The organism is Marinobacter sp. B-21 (assembly GCF_056857895.1).
Genome location: NZ_JBSXNZ010000086.1, coordinates 61,693 through 82,691 on the forward strand (window position 1 = coordinate 61,693; position 20,999 = coordinate 82,691).

The following is a 20,999-nucleotide window of genomic DNA, read 5'->3' on the forward strand; positions in this document are numbered from 1 at the left end:
CGGAGAGATCCCATGACCAAGCGCAAGATCCATATTACCGACGTTATCCTGCGGGACGCCCACCAGTCACTGATCGCCACCCGACTGCGTACCGAAGACATGCTGCCGGCCTGTGAATGGCTGGACCAGGCTGGCTACTGGTCGCTGGAATGCTGGGGCGGTGCCACCTTCGACGCCTGCGTGCGTTTCCTGAAGGAAGATCCGTGGGAGCGCCTGCGTACCCTGCGCAAGGCCCTGCCCAACACCCGCCTGCAGATGTTGCTGCGTGGCCAGAACCTGCTGGGCTACCGCCATTACGGCGATGACGTGGTCGAGGCCTTCGTGGCCAAGGCCGCCGAAAACGGAATAGACGTGTTCCGCATTTTTGACGCCCTGAACGACGTGCGCAACCTGGAAACCAGCATCAAGGCTGTGAAGAAGGCCGGCAAGCATGCCCAGGGCACCCTCTGTTACACCGTGAGCCCGGTACACGGCAGCGATGCCTATCTGGAGCAGGCCAAAGCCATGGCGGACATGGGCGCTTTGACACCGCCCTGTCGGCCTTTGCCGGTGGTACCAGTCATCCGCCCACCGAATCCCTGGTGGCGGCATTGCACGATGCTGGTTTCGAAACGGGTCTGAACCTGGAGCTGCTGGACAAGGCCACGCGTCACTTCCGGGAAGTGCGAAAAAAGTACCACCAGTTTGAAAGCGACTACAACGGCGTGGACACCTCGGTACTGCTGTCCCAGGTGCCCGGCGGCATGATGTCCAACCTGGCCAACCAGCTGAAGGAGCAGGGCGCCCTGGATCGTATCCAGGAGGTGTTCGAGGAGATCCCCCGTGTCCGCAAGGATCTGGGCTATCCACCGCTGGTGACCCCCACGTCCCAGATTGTTGGCACCCAGGCGGTGATCAATGTGCTGGGGGGCAAGCGCTACGAGTCCATCACCAATGAGGTGAAAAAATACCTGCAGGGCTGGTACGGCAAGGCGCCCGCCAACGTAGATCAGGAGCTTCAGCGCCGGGCCGTGGGTAAGGAAGAGCTGGTGGATGAGCGCCCGGCCAACCTGATCCCCCGTGAGCTCGACGAGTTGCGAAAACAGGTGGGAGAGTTGGCGACCAGTGAAGAGGGTGTGCTCACCTACGCCATGTTCCCGGATCAGGCCCGGGGCTACCTGGAGCAGCGCCGTGATGGCAACCTGCAGCCAGAGCCGCTGGAGCCGATAGCAGCGAAAGGCAGCGGCGGGCCGGTGGCGACCCGCTTCAAGATTACGGTGCATGGTGAGAGCTACGACATTCATGTGACCGGTGCCAACCCGGTCAGCGACAATGAGCGGCGCTTCTACATGACTGTGGATGGCGTGCCCGAGGAAATCCACCTGGCCTCGGAAGGTGATGAAAACCAGGCTGGCGGCAAGGGCGGTGGCCGCGCGAGTGCGACCAAAGAAGGCCATGTCACTACAAGTATGCCGGGCAATATCGTGGATGTCCTGGTCAAGGAAGGTGACGATGTCCAGGCCGGCGATCCGGTGCTGATCATCGAGGCGATGAAGATGGAAACCGAAGTTAAGGCGACCATCGCCGGGTCGGTGAAAGGCGTGTTCATTGCCAAGGGTGACCGGGTGGTCCCCGGCGAGGTGCTGATTGAGATTGAATAAAAGCGCTATCGCCTGACGCGAAACAGCCCCTCATCGTGAGGGGCTGTTTCGCGTCAGGCGTCTCCGTGGGTATCAGTTGAATGCCTGAATCCCGGTCTGGCCCCGGCCAAGAATCAGGGCGTGCACATCATGGGTGCCCTCGTAGGTGTTCACCGCCTCCAGGTTCATGACATGGCGGATCACGTGGTACTCATCGGCAATGCCGTTGCCGCCGTGCATGTCCCGGGCAACCCGGGCGATGTCCAGAGCCTTGCCGCAGTTGTTACGTTTTAGCAGCGAGATTGCATCCGCAGTGGCGGTTCCGTCATCCATCATGCGGCCGAGCTGCAGTACCGCTTGCAGGCCGAGGGTGATCTCGGTTTGCATATCCACCAGCTTTTTCTGGATCAACTGATTGGCGGCCAGGGGCCTGCCAAACTGCTTGCGCTCCAGGGTGTAGTTGCGGGCGGCGTGCCAGCAGAACTCGGCCGCGCCCAGTGAGCCCCAGCTAATGCCAAAACGGGCCTTGTTCAGACAGCTGAACGGACCCTTCAGACCTTCAACCTCCAGCCTGTTTTCGTCCGGCACGAACACTTCGTCCATAAAGATGGAGCCGGTCTCGGACGCCCGCAGGGAGAATTTGCCCTCGATCTTCGGCGTGTCCAGACCTTCTGTGCCTTCACGCTCGATCACGAAGCCGTTTACCTTGCCGTCAAGCTTGGCCCAGACCACGCAGATGTCCGCGATCGGGGAGTTGGTGATCCAGGTTTTCGAGCCGCTCAGCAGGTACCCGCCGTCGACCTTTTTGGCGCGGGTTTCCATGCCACCGGGGTCGGAGCCATGGTTGGGCTCGGTCAGACCGAAGCAGCCCACGTATTCGCCGGAAGCCAGTTTTGGCAGGATGCGTTTTTTCAGGGCTTCCTGGCCGAAGACATGGATGGGGTGCATAACCAGAGAGGACTGTACGCTCAGAGCCGAACGGTAGGCGGAATCCACCCGCTCCACTTCCCGGGCAATCAGGCCGTAGCACACGTGATTCAGACCCGGGCCGCCATACTCTTCCGGCAGGGTGGCGCCCAGCATGCCCAGCTCGCCCATCTCGTTGAAGATGTTCCGGTCGAACTTCTCATGCCGGTTGGCCTCGACGATGCCGGGCATCAGTTGCTGATCGCAGAAGTTGCGGATGCTGTCGCGGACCTGACGCTCGGTTTCTTCAAGTTGTTTGTCAAATTGCAGCAGGTCATCCCAGGGTGCGGAAGCCATGGTGTTTCTCCTCGGTAGAAAATTAGTTGTTAACCCGTTCAATCACAGCAGCAATGCCCTGGCCGACGCCAATGCACATGCTGATTAGGGCGTAGCGACCGCCACTGCGTTCCAGCTGGCGGGTAGCAGTGAGTGCAATCCGTGCGCCGGATGCTCCAAGTGGGTGGCCGACAGCGATAGCGCCGCCGTTAGGGTTCAGCCGGGAATCGGTCGGGTCTATACCCAGTTTAGTGGTGCAACCGAGAACCTGGGCGGCAAATGCCTCATTGATTTCGATTACATCCATATCGTTAAGGGTAAGACCAGCGCGGGCGAGTGCTTTTTCACTGGCAGGAACCGGGCCATAACCCATCACCCGGGGCGGCACACCAGCAATGGCTGACGCTACAATTCGGGCGCGTGGTCGCATGCCGGCCTGTTCCCCGGCTTCCCGGGATCCGATAATCAGAGCGGCGGCGCCGTCGTTAATGCCGGAAGCATTACCCGCAGTCACAACGCCTTCGTCAAACAGCGGGCGCAACCCCGCAAGTGCTTCGGCGGTGGACTGTGGGCGCGGATGTTCATCCCGGTCCACAATCACTGGTGGTTTCTTCCGCCCCTGAGGGACCTCAATAGGTAGAATCTCGTCGTCGAAGAATCCGGAACGGCGGGCATCTTCATAGCGGGCCTGACTCTGGGCAGCGAACCGGTCTATTTCTTCCCGGACCAGATTCAGCTCCCGGGCGATGTTGTCAGCGGTTGCTGGCATAGTGTCGGCGCCATACACGGTTTCGATGCGCGGATTAGGGAAGCGGGCGCCAATGGTGCTGTCAAAAGCGCGAAAATCCCGGCTGAACGGAGATTCGCTTTTGGCCATAACAAAGGGCGCGCGGCTCATACTTTCTGCACCACCGGCCACAAAAAGTTCGCCTTCGCCGCAGCGAACGGCGCGGGCGGCATCGATAATGGCGGCCAGACCTGATCCACACAGACGGTTCACCGTCAAGCCCCCGGTCTCGATTGGAAGGCCGCCCAGAAGTCCGGCGTGGCGAGCAATGTTGCGGGCGTCCTCACCGGCTTGGTTTGTGCAACCCGCGATCACATCCTCATAGGCTTCCGGTGCGAACGCGTTGCGTTCTACAAGTGCTTGTATCACGCGGGCTAGCATGTCGTCTGGGCGAACCCTGGCCAAGGAGCCTCCATGGCGACCAAATGCACTCCTCAACCCATCATAGATATACGCGGCCATGATTCTTCTCTCTATCGACGGTGACAAAGCATCAGTCTGTGGATCGTGGCTGTTCCAAAGGTGCCAGCCTTGCCTTGCCGTTAATGTTAATATAGTTTCGTTCAGCGAAATACAGTTTTGTATTTTATTCGCAAAAGACTAATCCGGGTGTGTTTGAAATGCAAGCAGCGTTAAAGTTCGTTGGGACGATGACTCCATGAGTGTCTTGGTGCACCGGTTGTTGCCAATTGCAGTTTTGCTTGAGCTGATAGCTATGTGTGCCTCGAATCAATCGCTGAGTGCCGTGGCGGGGCTGTTGTTCGTAGTTTGTTTTCTGGTGGCTGGCCGACACTTACAAGGGTATTCCCGGGCACTTCTGCTCACATCCCTCCTCGTGACATCGTGGTTGGGGCTTCGTGGGCAGCTGAGCATGGCGCAGTTGACAAAGGCGTCGGCGGACGCCGGCTTTTATGCGGCCTTTCTCGGAAGCCTTGGCATGATGCAATGCCTGGTGAAGCGTTTTGAGATGCTCCGGCGGATTCATGATCTCTTGCTGGGTGGCAGGTCTGTCTGGTTGTACCCTAAATACGCTCTGGTTAGCTGTGGTGTGGCGTCGGTGCTTAGCTTTGGCATGATGAATCTCCTCTGCGGTAGCCTGTCAGAAACTCTCCACGATCGCGGAATAACCGGCTCGTCGCGAGTGCAGTGGTTGAGGTGTGTGCTGATTAGCGCTCTCCGCGGCTTCGCTCTGGTACCGTTAGTCGCACCGACCAGCGTAGCAGTTGCCATCCTTACTAGGGAACTGCCCGGATTAAGCTGGTCGATGCTGCTTCCGTTCGGCGCTGCAGCAGCTTTGATACTGATCTTGGTGGGTTGGTTGCTTGAGCGGCACCGGTTTCACCAGATTAGCAGTGAGCGGGTGGTGCTCGAGCACTGGCCGAGCGGAACGCTGACGCTGTTTGTGCTCGTGTTGGCCGTGTTTACCGCCATGGCTGTCCTGGTTGCAATGACTGACTTAAAGGTGTCGGCAGCCGCGATGCTGGCTGTGCCGTCGATTACTCTTCTGTATATTTCATGGGAAGACCGGTCCCTGACTACCGGGTTCGACGAAAGTGTCTCACAGGTTTCGTCCATGATTAATGAAATGGCCATTTTTGCGGGCTCGGCGATTCTCGGCGTAGCATTGTCCAGCCTCATCCCGAGGGATATCCTCGGCGGGCTGGTCGGCTCGACCAGCGGTGTGCTGACACTGGCGGCAATCGGGCTCCTGTCTCTTCCATTACTGTCCGCCGTCGGCATTATTCCGATAACCGTTCTCAGTATCCAGGCGGGGCTGCTGTCAGGCCTTGTGGCCGCGGGAATGGATCCCCTGCTGATGTCCGTGGCGCTGGTCATTGGCTTTTCCCTGGCCATGATGCTGTCACCCTTCGGCCCCTCGGTTATGTTGCTTTCACGCTTTGGCCAAGTATCGCGTTGGGTGGTGGCGTTTCGCTGGAATGGCCTGTTTGTGCTGATCACGGTACCGTTGTTACTGGCGCTTCTGGCCTTCGAGGCTTTGCTTATGCCGGCCATGCGGTGAGGGCCGGCCCAAGATGGCGATTCAATAGCCCCCTGACGGTATCCACAACCCCGGTAATCGGTCTGCCCCTGGCGTGGTCCCGAGTTTTCCCGGCGATCTGCTCCAGGGCCGCCTCCCGGAGGGTGCGGGCCGAGGTGTGGGGTGTGATCGTAATCTCCTTCCGGGCAACCCTTTTGCCTATCTGGCCAAGCCCCATAACGCCAATGGGTCAGCCCGAACGCTTGATGGGGCGATGATTTTTCGAGATTCCGCTAAACTGTTGTTCCCTATATACTTCCATTTCCAGGCATGCACTTCCGCTTCCGCCAATCAAAATGCCTCACGTTTTAAGATCCAAAAGGGTCCACCTACTGGAAAAAAGGACGCTATTGTGAAACATAAAGCACAGGTGTTTCACATCAGGCATGAATTTTGACAAGACTCAGTGGTACTTGATTTAGCCAACGATTAAAATGATCCATCTATTTTATTTTCGGGGCTTATATCCGTGGCATCGGATTAGGCGAAATTTTTTGAAGGGCACCAGTATATGTCAAAATCAAAGATCGCCTCACCGGAGCTTATGGCTGCGTCTGGTGACGGCGAACCGGTGAAACCGGAAAAAGATCGTAAATTTGTTGAGTCTCTTTCCCGGGGCCTCGATGTCCTCCGTGCCTTCAGTCAGGGCTCTGTTATCCTTGGCAATCAGGATATTGCCCGGATTACCGGACTTCCGAAGCCCACGGTTTCCCGGATGACCTACACTTTGACCAAGCTTGGCTACCTCAGTTACAACACCCAGTTGGAAAAATATCAGTTGAGCTCCGGTGTTCTTGCTCTTGGTTACGCCTATGTTTCGAATCTCAAGGTGCGACAGCTTGCCAAGCCCTACATGGACGAGTTCGCGCGCCAGACCAACATGTCAGTGGGACTGACCTGTCGGGATCGACTGCACATGATCTATGTTGAAAACCGACTTCCGCCGGAGGCCTCGCTGTTGCGAATGGATATAGGCCTGAAGCTGCCAATGGCAACCACCTCTGCGGGCCGCGCCTATTATTGCGCGATTGCAGAAAAGGGTCGAAAGGTGATTGAGGATGCCATGGCTGTCAAATACGGACCAGAGGGGTGGCCGGAGAAAAGAGAGGGACTGGAGCGCGCTAAAGAAGACTACGAGAAGTATGGTTTCTGTCTGTCACTCGGTGAATGGGACCGCAATATCAATTCGGCAGGAGTCCCCATTCATTTGCAGGACGGCACCATCATGGCGCTTACTTGCGCAGCGCCTTCCTATTTAGTCTCCGCTGAAAAGCTCCGTGGCTCAATCGCTCATCAGCTTGCAATGTTGGCCGGGGATATCGAGTCTCTGGGTGTTTGAGCCCAGAATCTGCCGGTAGACAACAGCAGGCCCTGGGCCTGCTGTTGTCCGTCTGGTTCAGCGAACACAACCTTCACCACGTCATAAACAGCCGCTGTGGAATTCCATAACGCCCCACCAGGTATTTGTGACAGTCCCTTCTAAAGAGGTGAAGGGAAGATGTCACCAGCGTGGCTTTCAGAGATTGCTTCAGAAATGGCATGATTTCAATCCTTTATTGAGTGAGAGGTTCGCGAGAGCGTTCACTCAAATTTTGTGGTTTTTAGTTTTGCCTAGCAGAATAGGATGCTGCCAAGCAACTTGACTGATGCTATGAATTATAGAACTGTCAAGATAATCATTGAAAGTGAGGTTTAATTTCGCGGAAGAAATATGGTTGAAAATATCGGAACGGACGTAGTACATTGATTTCAGTTTCGCACCTTAAAACTTCGTTTCAAAAAATATAAACCGAACAGTGTGGTCCCGGAGAGTTAAGGGAATTGGGGTTCACCATTCTGTCCCGGTCCATCAGAGGAGGCTTTATGTCTGGAGTCGTCACCTATTCCCGCAAAGATAATGTCGGCGTCATAACTGTGAACTACCCGCCGGTGAACGCCCTCGGCCAGGCTGTCCGCTCCGGTCTGCTCGCAGCCCTGGAGCAAGGCCAGAAGGACGCAGACGCCAAGGTGCTGTTGCTGGTTTGTGAAGGGCGCACCTTTATTGCCGGTGCCGATATCCGGGAATTCGGCAAGCCGATGCAGGAGCCGACCCTGCCGGCGCTGGTGAATACCTTTGAGAACAGTGACAAACCGCTGGTTGCCGCAATCCACGGCACGGCCCTGGGTGGTGGCCTGGAAACGGCGCTGAGTTGCCATTATCGCGTTGCGGTCAGCAGTGCCAAGGTGGGACTGCCGGAGGTGAAACTGGGGCTGCTGCCCGGCGCTGGCGGGACCCAGCGACTGCCGCGCCTGATCGGCGCCCGAAAGGCGCTGGAAATGATCACCACCGGTGAATTCGTCGGTGCCAGGGATGCCCTGGCACTGGGCATTCTGGATGCAGTGGACGATGGCGACAATATCCGTGGCGTCGGCCTGGCTTATGCGCAAAAGGTGGCCGAGGAGGGCAAACCGGTGCGTCGGGTTCGGGACATTACCGACAAAATTGAAGCGGATAAGGGCAGCGATGTCTTTGGCCAGTTCCGCGACGAGCTTAAGAAGCGGGCCAGGGGTCTGTTCTCTCCGTTCAAATGCGTCGATGCTGTGGAAGCCGCGTTCAACCTGTCGTTTGACGAGGGTATGAAGCGCGAGCGGGAACTGTTCATGGAATGCATGGAATCGCCCCAGCGCGGGGGTCTGATCCATTCGTTCTTTGGTGAGCGTGAGGTCTCCAAGGTGAGGGGGCTGGCCAAGGACACCCCGGTTCGTGACGTGAAGAGTGTGGGCATCATCGGTGCCGGCACCATGGGTGGCGGTATTGCCATGAACTTCGTGAACGTGGGGATTCCGGTCACCATCGTCGAGGTAAAGCAGGAAGCCCTGGACAAAGGCCTGGCCATCATTCGCCGTAACTACGAGAACTCCGCGAAGAAGGGCAAATTGACCCAGGCGCAGGTGGAACAGCGCATGGCGCTGATAACCCCGAGCCTGACCTACGACGATTTCCGGGATGTCGACCTGGTGATCGAGGCGGTGTTCGAGAACATGGCCATCAAGAAAGAAATCTTTGCCAGGCTGGATGAGGTCTGCAAGCCCGGGGCCATCCTGGCGTCCAACACGTCGACCCTGGATATCGACGAGATCGCTTCTGCCACCAGGCGTCCGGAAGACGTTGTGGGCATGCACTTCTTCAGCCCCGCCAACGTCATGAAGCTGCTGGAAAACGTGCGCGGCAGCAAGACCTCCGATGAGGTAAAAGCCACCGTGATGGCGGTGGCCAAGAAGATCAGGAAGGTCGGTGTCATGGTTGGCAACGGTTATGGCTTTGTCGGTAACCGGATGCTGCACAAGCGCGGCACCGAAGCCATGTCACTGGTGGACGAGGGGGCAACCCCGCAGCAGGTAGACAAGGTGCTGACTGATCTGGGTTTCCCGATGGGCCAGTTTGCGATGTCCGATCTGGCCGGGATTGATGTGGGTTACCGTATCCGGGAAGAGCGCCGCAAGGCGGGCGAGGACATTCCGGCCAGCTGGATGGACAAGCTGGCGGAGCAGGGCCGTCTTGGCCAGAAGACCCTGGCAGGTGTATACAAGTATGAAGAAGGCAGCCGCAAGCCGGTTCCGGACCCGAAAGTGGAGCAGCTGATCGAGCAGTTCCGCAAGGAGCAGGGAATTACGCCGCGGGCGATTACCGACCAGGAGATCCTCGAGCGCTGTATGTATGCGATGATCAACGAAGGTGCCAGGATCCTGGAGGAGGGTATCGCCGACCGTCCGCTGGATATCGACATTGTCTGGATCTACGGTTACGGCTTCCCGGCCCACCGCGGCGGCCCCATGTTCTGGGCCGACCAGGAAGGTCTGGACACCATTCTCTGTGCGGTGAAGAAATACCGGGATACCGTCGGCGGTGAGCAGTGGGAGCCTTCAGCCCTGCTGGAAAAGCTGGTCAGCGAGGGCAAGAAATTCGGTGATCTTTGATTTGTACACGGGGTCAGATGAAAGTTTTCATCTGACCCCACTTTCTCCTCCGGGGTCAGAAGAAAGCCTTCTTCTGCGCCCTCCTTCAAGGGAACAAAACCATGTCTGAAGCAGTCATCGTCTCCACTGCCCGCACCGGCCTCGGCAAATCCTATCGGGGCTCCCTGAACAACACTCACAGCGTTGATATCGCGGGCCATGTGATCAAACACGCCGTCGACCGCGCCGGCATTGATCCGGCCATCGTTGAAGATGTCATCCTCGGTGTCGCCTTCCCCGAGGGAGCCCAGGGCAGGAACATCGCCCGTCTGGCGGCGATTCGCGCCGGCCTTCCGGTCACCACCGCGGGTCTGTCCATCAACCGTTTCTGCAGCTCGGGCCTGCAGTCCATTGCCATTGCCGCCCAGCGAGTTGTGTCTGAGAAGGTGCCGATCATGGTGGCCGGTGGCGTTGAGTCCATTTCCCTGGTTCAGAACGACAAGCTCAACAGCTTCCATGCCACCAATGAGTGGCTGATGAAGCACAAGCCCGAGCTGTATCTCTCCATGATCGAGACAGCAGATATCGTGGCCCAGCGCTACAACGTGAGCCGGGAGTCCCAGGACGAATACTCCCTGGTCTCCCAGCAGCGCACGGCGGCAGCCCAGCAAGCCGGCAAGTTTGATGATGAAATCGTGGCGTTTGACACCACCATGCTGGTCAAGGACAAGGAAACCGGTGACATCAGTGAAAAGCAGGTAACCCTGACCGGCGACGAATGTAACCGCCCGAACACCACGCTGGAAGGTTTGCAGGGGCTGGATCCGGTCCGGGGGGACGGCAACTTTGTGACCGCCGGCAACGCCAGCCAGCTGTCTGACGGTGCATCTGTGTGTACCGTGATGAACAGCACCTACGCCGAGAAGCACAACATCGAACCCATGGGTATTTTCCGTGGTTTCGCGGTGGCCGGTTGTGAGCCCGATGAAATGGGCATCGGGCCGGTCTTCGCCATTCCCCGGCTGCTTGAACGCGCCGGCCTGACCATGGACGATATAGATCTGTGGGAGCTCAACGAAGCCTTTGCGTCCCAGGTGGTGTATTGCCGCGACCGCCTTGGTATCCCCATGGAGAAACTGAACGTGAATGGTGGCTCCATTTCCATCGGCCATCCTTTCGGCGTCACCGGATCCCGCATGACGGGCCATGCCCTGATCGAAGGCAAACGTCGCGGTGCCAAATATGTGGTGGTCACCATGTGCATCGGGGGTGGCCAGGGGGCTGCTGGCCTGTTTGAAGTCGTATAAGCGGAGGGAGCGTCGTCATGCAACAGAAAATCATCAACCCCGGGGACCTGGCTTTCCAGCTCTATGAACTCCACGATGTGGAGAGTGTCCTGAGGTTTGATCGGTATGCGGATCACAGCCGCGAGACACTGCAGGCGGCACTCAACCTCGCGCTTGAGGTCGCGGCCGAGGAATTTGCGCCTCACGCCCGACTGGTGGATGAGGAAGAACCCACCTTCGAGAACGGTCGGGTCGAAATGCGACCGGAAGTGCGGAAGGCGCTGGATGTCCTGAAGGGCACCGGCCTGATGGCGGCCAGTCAGGATTACGAACACGGCGGCATGCAACTGCCCGCCGCAGTGGCCCAGATGTGCGTCGGGATGCTCAAGGGTGCCAATGTGGGCACTCAGGGCTATGCCGGACTGACCATTGCCGCCGCCAATCTGATTCTCGCCCATGGTAGCGACGAACAGAAAAGCCGCTACGCCGAGCATATGCTGGCGGGGCGGTTCTTCGGCACTATGTGCCTCACCGAACCGCACGCCGGTTCCTCCCTGGGGGACCTGCGTACCCGCGCGGAACCCCAGGCCGATGGCAGCTATCGCCTGTTCGGCAACAAGATCTACATTTCCGGGGGCGATCACGAGCTGAGCGAGAACATCATCCACATGGTGCTGGCACGGCTTCCGGATGCGCCTCCGGGCGTCAAGGGGATTTCCCTGTTTCTGGTGCCCAAGATTCTCGTGAACGACGATGGCAGCCTGGGTGAGCGGAACGATGTGGCCCTCGCCGGTCTCATCCACAAGATGGGCTATCGGGGCACCACCTCGACCATGCTCAATTTTGGCGAAAAAGACGGTGCCGTCGGGTATCTGGTTGGCCAGCCACATCAGGGCTTGGCTGCCATGTTCCACATGATGAACGAAGCCCGGATCGGTGTCGGTCTGGGCTCGGTGATGCTGGGTTACACCGGTTACCTGCACGCGCTGGAATACGCACGCGAACGCCGCCAGGGTCGTCCGGTGGGCGAGATAGATCCACAAAGTCCGCAGGTTCCGCTGATCCGTCACGCTGATATCCGCCGCATGTTGCTGGCCCAGAAAGCCTACGTGGAAGGCGGGCTGGCCCTGTGCCTGCAGGGCGCCATGCTGGTGGACGAGAAGAAATTCGCCGAGACGGAGGCGCAGCGGGAGCTGGCCGCCGGTCTCCTCGATCTGCTCACGCCGGTCATCAAGTCGTGGCCGTCACGGTATTGCCTGGAGGCCAACAATCTTGCGATCCAGGTGCACGGCGGCTATGGCTATACCCGGGAGTACCCGGTCGAACAGTTCTATCGAGATAACCGGTTGAATCCGATTCACGAGGGCACCCACGGTATACAGGGGCTCGACCTGCTCGGGCGTAAGGTATCCCTGGCCGGGGGGCGGTTCTACCTGGCGTTGATGGCCCGTATCGAAACATCGATTGGCGAGGCACGCCAGCAAGAGCGCCTGGCGGACAATGCCGGGCGCCTGGAGCACGCAGTGCGGGCCATGACCGCTGCAACTGATACCATCAATGCGGAAAAGGCCGGCGGCGACAAGGAGAAGGCGCTGGCCAACGCCACGTTGTACCTCGATGCCTTCGGCCAGGTCGTGGTCGGTTGGCTCTGGTTGCGTCAGGGTATCCGGGCATTGGCCGGCCTGGCGGGCGATGGTGAGCAGGCAGCCGGGTTCTATGAGGGTAAGTTAAAGGCCTGTGATTACTTTGCCCGGTACGAATTACCCTCGGTGCTGCAGACAGCTGGGCTGCTCAAAGCGGTCGATACCACAGCCCTAGACATGGCCGACGAGCAATTTTAGACCAGCGAGTTAACGACAAACAGCAAGGGGAGCACAGATGGACAGACAAGCCAAAGCGGTGGTTTGCCGCGAATGGGGCAAACCCGTTCAGGTCGAGACCATCACCGTCGAAGGGCCCAAACGGCGTGAAATTACCATCAAGATCGCGGCCTGCGGTGTCTGCCACAGTGATCTGTCCGCCACGACCGGCAAGATCCAGTGTCCGCCTCCCCTGGTTCTCGGTCACGAGGCCGCTGGCGTGGTGATCGAAGTGGGCGAGGGTGTCACAGAATTCCAGGAGGGCGACCATGTGGTCAGTTCCTTCATTTCCATGTGCGGAAAATGCCGCCAGTGCGTCCGGGGCCGTCCGGTGCTCTGTGAGAACGCCAGAAAAGCCATGTTTACCCTGCCGGACGGGACAGTACGCACCAAGGACGTCAATGGCGAGCCGCTGAACGTGTTCGGGGCCTGCGGCGTGATGGCCGAGTACGCCACCATGCACGTGGACAACTGCGTCAAGGTGGAAGAGGGTGTGCCTCTGCAGAACGCTGCGCTGGTTGGTTGTGCCGTGATGACCGGCGTGGGTGCGGTCTTCAATACTGCCCAGCTCGAACCGGGCTCCCGGGCGGCGGTCTTCGGTATTGGTGGTGTGGGCCTGAACGCCATTCAGGGTTGTGCCATCGCCGGTGCGGAGATGATTGTCGCCGTGGACAGCAACACGAAAAAACTGGAGATGGCCCGGGAATTCGGCGCCACCCACACGGTCGATATCAACGAGGTCGAGGACGCCGGAAGGGCGGTCAAGAAGCTCACCGGCGGTGTTGACTATGCCTTCGAATGCGTTGGTGCCGGTCCGGTGGTCGAACAGGCTTACAAGAGCTTGGGCCGTGGCGGCACGGCCGTGGTTTTGGGGGTTTCCGATCCGAAGGACAAGACATCGCTCACCACCCTGACCCTGCCCGCCGACGAGAAGACTCTCAAAGGCAGTTGGCTGGGTTCGGCCCGGCCCCAGCATGATTTTCCGCGGATCCTGGGACTTTACAAGGCCGGTAAACTCAAGCTGGACGAACTCATCACCCGTACCTATCAGATCGAGGAAGCCGCCCAGGCGTTCGATGATATGGTGGCGGGCAAGAACGCCCGGGGCGTGATCGTGTTCGACTGAACACCCGGGCGGACAGAGACTGATCAAGGGGAAACGTATGAACGAGCTGAGCAAGAATTACATCAATGGCGAATGGGTCGATTGGTCCGGCGAGACCATCGACGTGTACGAATCCGGCACTGGCGAGGTGATTGCCCGGGTGCCGGCCTCCGGTCGTGAAGAGATGGAGCAGGCAGTGGCCGCAGCTGACGCTGCGTTCGAGTCCTGGTCGGAAAGCACTCTGGAACAGCGGATCAAGGTGCTGGAGCAGCTCTACGTCGGACTGAAAGAGCGCGCGCCCGCGATTGCCGAGACGGTGTGCCGGGAAGTGGGTATGCCCATCAAGCTGGCCACCGCCATTCAGGCAGGTATGCCGGCGACTGTCACCAAGACCTACCTGAAAATGCTGCCGGACTTTCCGTTCACTGAGCAGTCCGGCAATTCCGAGGTGCAGTATGCTCCGGTTGGTGTCGTGGGTTGTATTACTCCGTGGAACTACCCACTGCATCAGGTGATCCTGAAGATTGTTCCGGCCATCGGGGCCGGTTGCACAGTGGTGCTAAAACCATCCGAAATTGCACCCCAGAGCGCCTACATCCTGGCGGAGATTCTCGATGGTACCGATCTCCCCAACGGCGTGTTCAACTTGGTGTGCGGCCTTGGCCAGACCGTGGGCGATACCCTGATCAAGCATCCGGATGTACGCATGGTGTCGTTTACCGGTTCCACCCAGACCGGCCACCTCATCGCCCATGCGGCCGCGGATGACTTCAAGCGGATCGCCCTGGAAATGGGGGGAAAGTCTGCCTCGGTCGTCCTGCCGGATGCGGATCTTACGGCTGCCGTCAAGGGTACGGTCAGCAACTGCCTGCTGAACTCGGGCCAGACCTGCACCGCCCTGACCCGTCTGTTGGTGCCGGCGGACAAGCATGATGAAGCTTGCGAACTGGCCGCGGCAGCCGTGGCCAGGATGACGCCCGGCAATCCGCTGGAAGAGGCCACTCGCCTGGGGCCATTGGCGTCCGCCCAACAGCGTGATCGGGTTATCGATTACATCAAACTGGGGATAGAGGAGGGCGCGACCCTGGTGGCTGGCGGGCCCGAAGCGCCGGAAGGCTGCGACCCAGGCGGCTACTTCGTCAAGGCAACCGTATTTGGTAACGTCAAACCGGACAGCCGCATTGCCCAGGAGGAGATCTTCGGACCGGTCCTGTGTGTCATCCCCTACACCGATGAGGCGGAAGCCATCCGCATCGCCAACGGCACACCTTATGGTCTCTCCGGTGCCGTGTGGTCCGCGGATCAGGATAGTGCCAGACAGGTTGCCGGAAAGCTTCGCACCGGTCAGGTGAACATCAATGGTGGCGGCTTCAACCCGGTGGCACCGTTTGGTGGCTTTGGCCATTCCGGCATCGGTCGCGAGTTCGGCAAGTGGGGCCTTGAGGAATTCCTGGAGGTCCGTTCTCTTCAGCTCTGATCAGGGCAGGAGGTCAGACCTTGCCGCCGAGCAGGATGCGCACGGCGGTACAGGCGTCCTCCAGTTCCTCTTCCCGGGGTTCCCGGCCGCCGAGGATGTCGCTGTACAGGCAGGATTCCGCCAGCCGGACCATGAAAGCGGACAGGCTCTCTATCTTCATCGGTGGCTTGATATAGCCCCGAGCCACCTGGCCCCTGAGAATCCGGGTGTTGGCCTCTACCGTTCGGCTGCGCAGTGTGGACTTGGATGAGGTCAGAATTTTCAGGGCGTATTCCGGGTCCTGATGGATGAAGCGCCGGAGTGGTTCGAAATGCAGCACTGTGGAGTTGATACGCCGATACACCCCGACGACGAAATCGATACCGTGACCGGGTGTGGAGGCCAATGCGTCCTGACGCAAAGGTTCGTAGAGAGACCAAAGCACTTCCCCGATCAGCAGATCCTTGTTGCCTACCCAGCGAAAGAGTGTAGCCCGACCAATATTCAGTTCATCGGAGAGGGAGGCCAGGTGGATGCGTTCTCCCTTTAACCACATCCTCCGGGCACGTTCGAACGCGTCTGCCGGTGTCGGTTTCGTTGTCGTTGTCGTTGTCGCTCTGGCTGTCACAGGGACCTCATAACACAGTTCCGATCCATTCTAACGAGAAAAAGGAAAACCCGCTATGAAGACAAGAATTACTGAACTTTTTGGCATTCGTTACCCGATTATTCAGGGTGGAATGCATCACGTAGGTTATGCCGGACTAGCCTCGGCGGTTTCCAATGCCGGCGGTCTAGGTATCATCACAGCGCTGACACAGCCCACTCCGGAAGACCTGGCAAAAGAGATTGCCCGCTGCCGGGAAATGACCGACCAGCCGTTCGGCGTCAACCTGACCTTTCTGCCCTCATTCGAGGCGCCGCCTTATCCGGAATTCATTGATGCTATTGTTCAGGGCGGTGTGAAAGCCGTTGAAACTGCCGGGCGCAGCCCAGAGCAGTACATGCCCCAACTCAAAGCGGCGGGTATCAAGGTGATTCACAAATGTACGTCGGTGCGCCATGCCCTCAAGGCCGAACGTATCGGCTGTGACGCGGCGAGCGTCGACGGTTTCGAATGTGGCGGACATCCGGGGGAAGATGACATTCCCAACTTCATACTGCTTCCCCGGGCGGCGGAGGAACTGGCCATCCCGTTCGTGGCATCCGGTGGTATGGCCGACGGACGCAGTCTGGTGGCAGCGATGGCTTTGGGTGCCGAAGGCATGAACATGGGAACCCGTTTCCTGGCCACCCAGGATGCCCCCATCCACGATAACGTGAAGCAGGCCATCCTGGGGGCGGACGAACTCCAGACCCGTCTGATCATGCGCAATCTGCGCAACACCGAGCGGGTCATGAACAATGCCGCGGTGGAAGAAATTATCCGGATCGAAAAGGCGAAGGGCGAGGCGGAAACCATTGATGATATCCGGCACTTGGTCACTGGCGCCAAGGGCCGGCTGGTTCTCCAGGAAGGCAAGATGGACGAGGCGGCCTGGAGTTGTGGCATGGTCGCCGGACTGATTCACGATATTCCGACCTGCGACGAGCTGATCCGACGGATCGTTGACGATGCTAACGCTATCGTGCGAGAGCGCCTGAGTGGCTTTCTGGAGGACTGAGCCATGAGCGGACTGTCGTTGCTGGCCGCTGGCGTGACAGTTCTGTGATATTTTTGCGATAGACTTTTTAACCAGGCGTGACGGGGGCGTAAGCCCCTGCTGCGACACTGCTTCGTGTCGGGTGGCGCAGTCACCCAATCACTATGAATGACACGGAGAAATTACCATGAACTTGCTGAACCGAATTTTTGCAATTGCCCTGCTGGGTTGCTCCGCGACCCTTGCTTTGGCAGGCGGTATGGCGGCTTCTGATGACGCCACCAAAAACAAGGGGATGTCCGAGGAGTCCATGAATCAGCGCATGGACGAGCACGATATGGAAAAAGATGACATGGGGCACGGTATGAAGGATGACGGCATCAAGCGCGATGCCATGGAGGCGAACGGCATGGACGACATGAAGAAGGACGGCATGTCGATGAAGGACAATACCATGGATGACAAGGATGCCATGAAGTAACCGGTGGTGGCGAACTCTTCCGGAGCCCGGAACCCATGACAAGAACCGTACTGATTATTGAGGACAACCCCGGCATCGGAGAGCTGGTCCGCATGCAGGTATCGGACCTGGGTATGAAGGCGGTCCTGATGGATCGGGGCGACACCGGTCTGGAGCGTTTCCGTGAGGGCGGCATCGATCTGGTGATTCTGGATCTGATGCTGCCCGGGCTGGATGGTCTGGCGGTGTGCCGGGAGATCCGGGCCGAAGGTGGCTACGTGCCGGTGCTGATGCTGACGGCCAAAAGTACCGAACTCGACCGTGTTCTGGGGCTTGAAATGGGGGCGGATGATTACCTCACCAAGCCGTTCAGCGTGGCTGAGCTGTCGGCCCGCATCAAGGCGCTCTTTCGGCGTGTGGACGCCCTTTCCTCCCATCGTGCTTCCGACAATGACGCCCGAGAAATCGAAGTCGACGGGCTGCGTATCGACCCTGTCCGCAGACGGGTCTTTGTGCAGGCGGTGGAAGTGGAACTCACCGCCCGGGAGTTCGATCTGCTCTGGCACTTTGCCAGCCATCGGGGCCGGGTATTCAGCCGGGCGCAACTGCTGGATGCGGTCTGGGGCTACAACCACGAAGGCTACGAGCATACCGTGAACACCCATATCAACCGCCTGCGCAACAAGATTGAAACCGATCCCGCCGCACCCCGGTATGTGCAGACCGTTTGGGGCGTTGGGTACCGGTTTATGGATTAATCATGGCTCTGTCGGTGTTCCGAACGCTCTATGCCCGGCTGGCAATTGGCCTGTTCCTTCTGCTGTTGGTGGTGGGGGGGCTGTTTACCTTCCTGAGCCTGGCCTCGGTCCGGGAGTATTCCGCGGCGGTGAGCCATCAGCTCAATCGCGATCTGGCCCGTAACCTGGTGTCAGATCGCAACCTGGTTACCGACGGCAAGCTCAACCGGGATGCCCTCAGGCAGTTGTTCGAACTGTACATGACCATCAATCCAAGCATTGAGATTTACCTGTTGGACAGGGAGGGGCAAATCCTTTCCTATTCCGCCGACCCGGACAAGATCAAGCGTAACCGGGTTTCCCTGGAGCCGATCAGGACCCTTTTGGAAAATCCGGAGGCCTACCCGCTGCCCGGTGACGACCCCCGCAGCCATGACCGGCACAAGGTGTTCTCGGTAACGCCTGTCCCTTCCGCAGAGGATCCCACCGGCTACCTGTATGTGGTGCTTCGGGGAGAGGAATACGATCTGGCCGAAAGCATGGTGCACAGCGACCGGTTACTGCAGATGGGGGCCGGAGCTCTGGCGGTGAGCCTGGTTGTCGGACTGCTTGCGGGCCTGGTGTTTTTCCGCCTGCTGACCCGTCGGTTGTCCCGACTGACCGAGCGGGTTGAGGCCTTTGAGAGTGGCATGTCTCCTGAACGAACACCCGCGGTCGACGGTAAAGGCGACGATATTGATTACCTGACCGCCAGGTTTGACCAGATGGCGGAGCGCATTGCCGCGCAACTGGACCAGTTGAAAGACAAGGACGCCCAACGCCGCCAACTGGTAGCCCAGGTGTCTCACGACCTGCGCACCCCCCTGGCGTCGATCCAGGGCTACATTGAGGCGTTACGTCTTAAGCAGAATACTCTGAGTGGCGATGAACGCGCCCGGTTTCTCGATGTGGCACTGGCGGAAACTCACCGGCTCGGGCGCCTGGTGGAAGAACTGTTTGAGCTGGCAGCTCTGGATGCCCGGGAAAGGCAGCCCACACCCGAGCCGTTCGTGCTTGCCGAACTGCTGCACGATGTGGTGCAGAAACACCGGCCCGAAGCCGAACACGCCGGCGTGTCCCTGGCCATTGTGGAGGTTGCTCCGGTGCGGGTTCTGGCCGACATCGCCATGACCGAGCGGGTACTGGATAACCTGATTGGAAATGCCATCAACCATTCGCCCAGGGCCAGCGAGATAACCCTGGGCGTCGCAGCCAGGGCAGGTGGCGCGGAGATTACCGTGGCTGATGCCGGCCCCGGTATTGACGCGGCCGATATGGATCACCTGTTCGAACCTTTCTATCAGGCCCCTGGCTCCTCTCGCATCGGCCACGCCGGGCTCGGCCTGGCCATTGCCCAGCGGATGGTATCCCTGCAGCAGGGCCGGCTCTCGGTCCGCAGTGACACCGGCGCCGTTTTCTCTGTCTGGCTTCCGCTGGCGAATGAGCCAGAGGGCACCGCCGGTAAATAATCCACAACGTTATGGATTCGTGACAACTACCGAACGCTTTCGTGAATCCGGGGCGGTACGCTGTCGGCATGGAATCACGTAGAGGAGAGTTATCATGAAATGCACGATTACGGGTATGTTGGCCGCCTTGGCGCTGGTGTCTTTCGGTGGCCTGTATACGGCTTACGCGACCGCTGACAAGCAGGATCGCAGAGACACAGAGTTCGCACCGGATGATCCCGGGCTGGCGGTGGCCACCTTTGCCGGCGGCTGTTTCTGGTGTGTTGAGGCCGGTTACGAAAAGATTCCCGGCGTGGTCGAGGCGGTTTCGGGTTACGCCGGCGGCGATGAACAGAATCCCACCTACCAGCAGGTCTCGTCTGGCCGCACTGGCCACACCGAAGCCGTCCAGGTGTATTACGACCCGGAGAAAATGACCTACGAGGGTTTGCTGGCCGGGCTGTGGCGGATGATGAATCCGACGGACATCAAGGGTCAGTTTGTGGACCGTGGTCAGCAGTACCGCCCGGCGATCTTCTACCACAACGATGAGCAGAAGCGCCTGGCGGAGGCGGCCAGGCAGGCGCTTGAGGCATCAGGTGTCTACGACAACCCGGTGCTGATTGAAATTGTGCCGTTGAAAACCTTTTATCCGGCAGAGAAGTACCACCAGGACTATTACAAGAAAAATCCGGTTCGCTATAACTTCTACACCTTCAATTCAGGCCGTTATCAGTTTATCGAGAAGGTGTATGGTGAAGACTACGAACTGGACTTTTCCCGGTTCAGGCCGGCAGCTATGGCGACCGGCGAGGCGGACCCGGGCTTTGATCGCCAAAGCTTTGTGAAGCCTGATCAGAAAACCCTGAAACAGCGGCTGACCGATAGGCAGTATGAGGTCACCCAGGAAGACGGCACCGAACCGGCATTCAATAACCCGTACTGGGACAACAAGCGGGCGGGCCTGTATGTGGATATTGTCTCAGGTGAGCCCCTGTTCTCCTCCCGGGACCAATACACATCCGGCACCGGCTGGCCCAGCTTTACCCGTCCCATCACGCCGGATGCGGTGGTTGAGCGGGATGACAGCTCATTCTTCACGAGCCGGACGGAAATTCGCAGCCGCTACGCGGACTCCCACCTGGGCCATGTGTTCAACGATGGCCCGGCCCCCACGGGACTGCGCTATTGCATGAATTCCGCTGCCATGAAGTTCATTCCCCTAGAGGACATGGCTTCGGCGGGTTATGGCGAATGGGTCAACGAGGTCCGACCCAAGGCCGATATGGTCAGTCAGTAGCCGGGCCGGACGCCCAGGCGGTGGGACTGGAGCATCTGGGCAGG

General features: G+C 59.0%; 15 protein-coding genes and 1 pseudogene. 13 read left to right on the plus strand and 3 right to left on the minus strand.

All coding sequences use genetic code 11. The features are described 5' to 3' along the window. The first annotated feature begins 12 nt into the window (after positions 1–12). Positions 13–1,640: pseudogene (locus tag AC13C0_RS16735) on the plus strand (pyruvate/oxaloacetate carboxyltransferase). A 72-nt stretch (positions 1,641–1,712) separates the two neighbouring features. Here AC13C0_RS16735 and AC13C0_RS16740 read toward each other — a convergent pair. Further along, on the minus strand, positions 1,713–2,882 hold the full coding sequence (locus AC13C0_RS16740) for an acyl-CoA dehydrogenase (RefSeq protein WP_482954713.1): 1,170 nt from the start codon (positions 2,880–2,882) through the stop codon (positions 1,713–1,715). Positions 2,883–2,904: 22 nt separating this feature from the next. Then, on the minus strand, positions 2,905–4,110 hold the full coding sequence (locus AC13C0_RS16745) for a 3-oxoadipyl-CoA thiolase (protein WP_482954714.1): 1,206 nt from the start codon (positions 4,108–4,110) through the stop codon (positions 2,905–2,907). Between the two features lie 196 nt (positions 4,111–4,306). Here AC13C0_RS16745 and AC13C0_RS16750 point away from each other — a divergent pair, with 196 nt between their 5' ends. The 7 genes from AC13C0_RS16750 to AC13C0_RS16780 all read left to right on the plus strand — a co-directional run bounded on the left by AC13C0_RS16750 (position 4,307) and on the right by AC13C0_RS16780 (position 15,349). Further along, positions 4,307–5,668 (plus strand): hypothetical protein, encoded by a 1,362-nt coding sequence (locus AC13C0_RS16750; RefSeq protein ID WP_482954715.1) that lies wholly within the window; start codon positions 4,307–4,309, stop codon positions 5,666–5,668. Positions 5,669–6,197: 529 nt separating this feature from the next. Beyond that, positions 6,198–7,025, plus strand: coding sequence for an IclR family transcriptional regulator (locus AC13C0_RS16755; protein ID WP_482954716.1), 828 nt, complete (start codon positions 6,198–6,200; stop codon positions 7,023–7,025). A 524-nt stretch (positions 7,026–7,549) separates the two neighbouring features. Next, positions 7,550–9,643 carry a 3-hydroxyacyl-CoA dehydrogenase NAD-binding domain-containing protein gene (locus AC13C0_RS16760; RefSeq protein ID WP_482954717.1) on the plus strand — a complete coding sequence of 698 codons (2,094 nt, stop codon included), beginning with the start codon at positions 7,550–7,552 and terminating at the stop codon, positions 9,641–9,643. Between the two features lie 101 nt (positions 9,644–9,744). Then, positions 9,745–10,929 (plus strand): acetyl-CoA C-acyltransferase, encoded by a 1,185-nt coding sequence (locus tag AC13C0_RS16765; protein ID WP_482954718.1) that lies wholly within the window; start codon positions 9,745–9,747, stop codon positions 10,927–10,929. Between the two features lie 17 nt (positions 10,930–10,946). Continuing rightward, positions 10,947–12,749, plus strand: a complete 1,803-nt coding sequence (locus AC13C0_RS16770) for an acyl-CoA dehydrogenase (protein WP_482954719.1) — start codon at positions 10,947–10,949, stop codon at positions 12,747–12,749. 37 nt (positions 12,750–12,786) lie between these two features. Then, the gene (locus AC13C0_RS16775) at positions 12,787–13,893 is read left to right on the plus strand and encodes a zinc-binding dehydrogenase (protein ID WP_482954720.1); all 1,107 of its coding nucleotides are present in this window, start codon (positions 12,787–12,789) and stop codon (positions 13,891–13,893) included. A 37-nt stretch (positions 13,894–13,930) separates the two neighbouring features. Beyond that, on the plus strand, positions 13,931–15,349 hold the full coding sequence (locus tag AC13C0_RS16780) for an aldehyde dehydrogenase family protein (RefSeq protein WP_482954721.1): 1,419 nt from the start codon (positions 13,931–13,933) through the stop codon (positions 15,347–15,349). Between the two features lie 13 nt (positions 15,350–15,362). Here AC13C0_RS16780 and AC13C0_RS16785 read toward each other — a convergent pair whose 3' ends face one another. Next, positions 15,363–15,884, minus strand: coding sequence for a QsdR family transcriptional regulator (locus AC13C0_RS16785; RefSeq protein WP_482954722.1), 522 nt, complete (start codon positions 15,882–15,884; stop codon positions 15,363–15,365). A gap of 127 nt (positions 15,885–16,011) precedes the next feature. Here AC13C0_RS16785 and AC13C0_RS16790 point away from each other — a divergent pair, with 127 nt between their 5' ends. The 5 genes from AC13C0_RS16790 to msrB all read left to right on the plus strand — a co-directional run bounded on the left by AC13C0_RS16790 (position 16,012) and on the right by msrB (position 20,955). Further along, positions 16,012–16,992, plus strand: a complete 981-nt coding sequence (locus AC13C0_RS16790; protein WP_482954723.1) for an NAD(P)H-dependent flavin oxidoreductase — start codon at positions 16,012–16,014, stop codon at positions 16,990–16,992. Between the two features lie 166 nt (positions 16,993–17,158). Then, on the plus strand, positions 17,159–17,452 hold the full coding sequence (locus AC13C0_RS16795; RefSeq protein WP_482954724.1) for a hypothetical protein: 294 nt from the start codon (positions 17,159–17,161) through the stop codon (positions 17,450–17,452). A 35-nt stretch (positions 17,453–17,487) separates the two neighbouring features. After that, entirely contained in the window at positions 17,488–18,189 is a 702-nt protein-coding gene (locus AC13C0_RS16800; protein WP_482954725.1) for a response regulator transcription factor, read from the plus strand. A gap of 2 nt (positions 18,190–18,191) precedes the next feature. Next, the gene (locus AC13C0_RS16805) at positions 18,192–19,676 is read left to right on the plus strand and encodes a sensor histidine kinase (protein ID WP_482954726.1); all 1,485 of its coding nucleotides are present in this window, start codon (positions 18,192–18,194) and stop codon (positions 19,674–19,676) included. 94 nt (positions 19,677–19,770) lie between these two features. Continuing rightward, positions 19,771–20,955 (plus strand): peptide-methionine (R)-S-oxide reductase MsrB, encoded by a 1,185-nt coding sequence (gene msrB, locus AC13C0_RS16810; RefSeq protein ID WP_482954727.1) that lies wholly within the window; start codon positions 19,771–19,773, stop codon positions 20,953–20,955. Positions 20,956–20,999 lie beyond the last annotated feature (44 nt).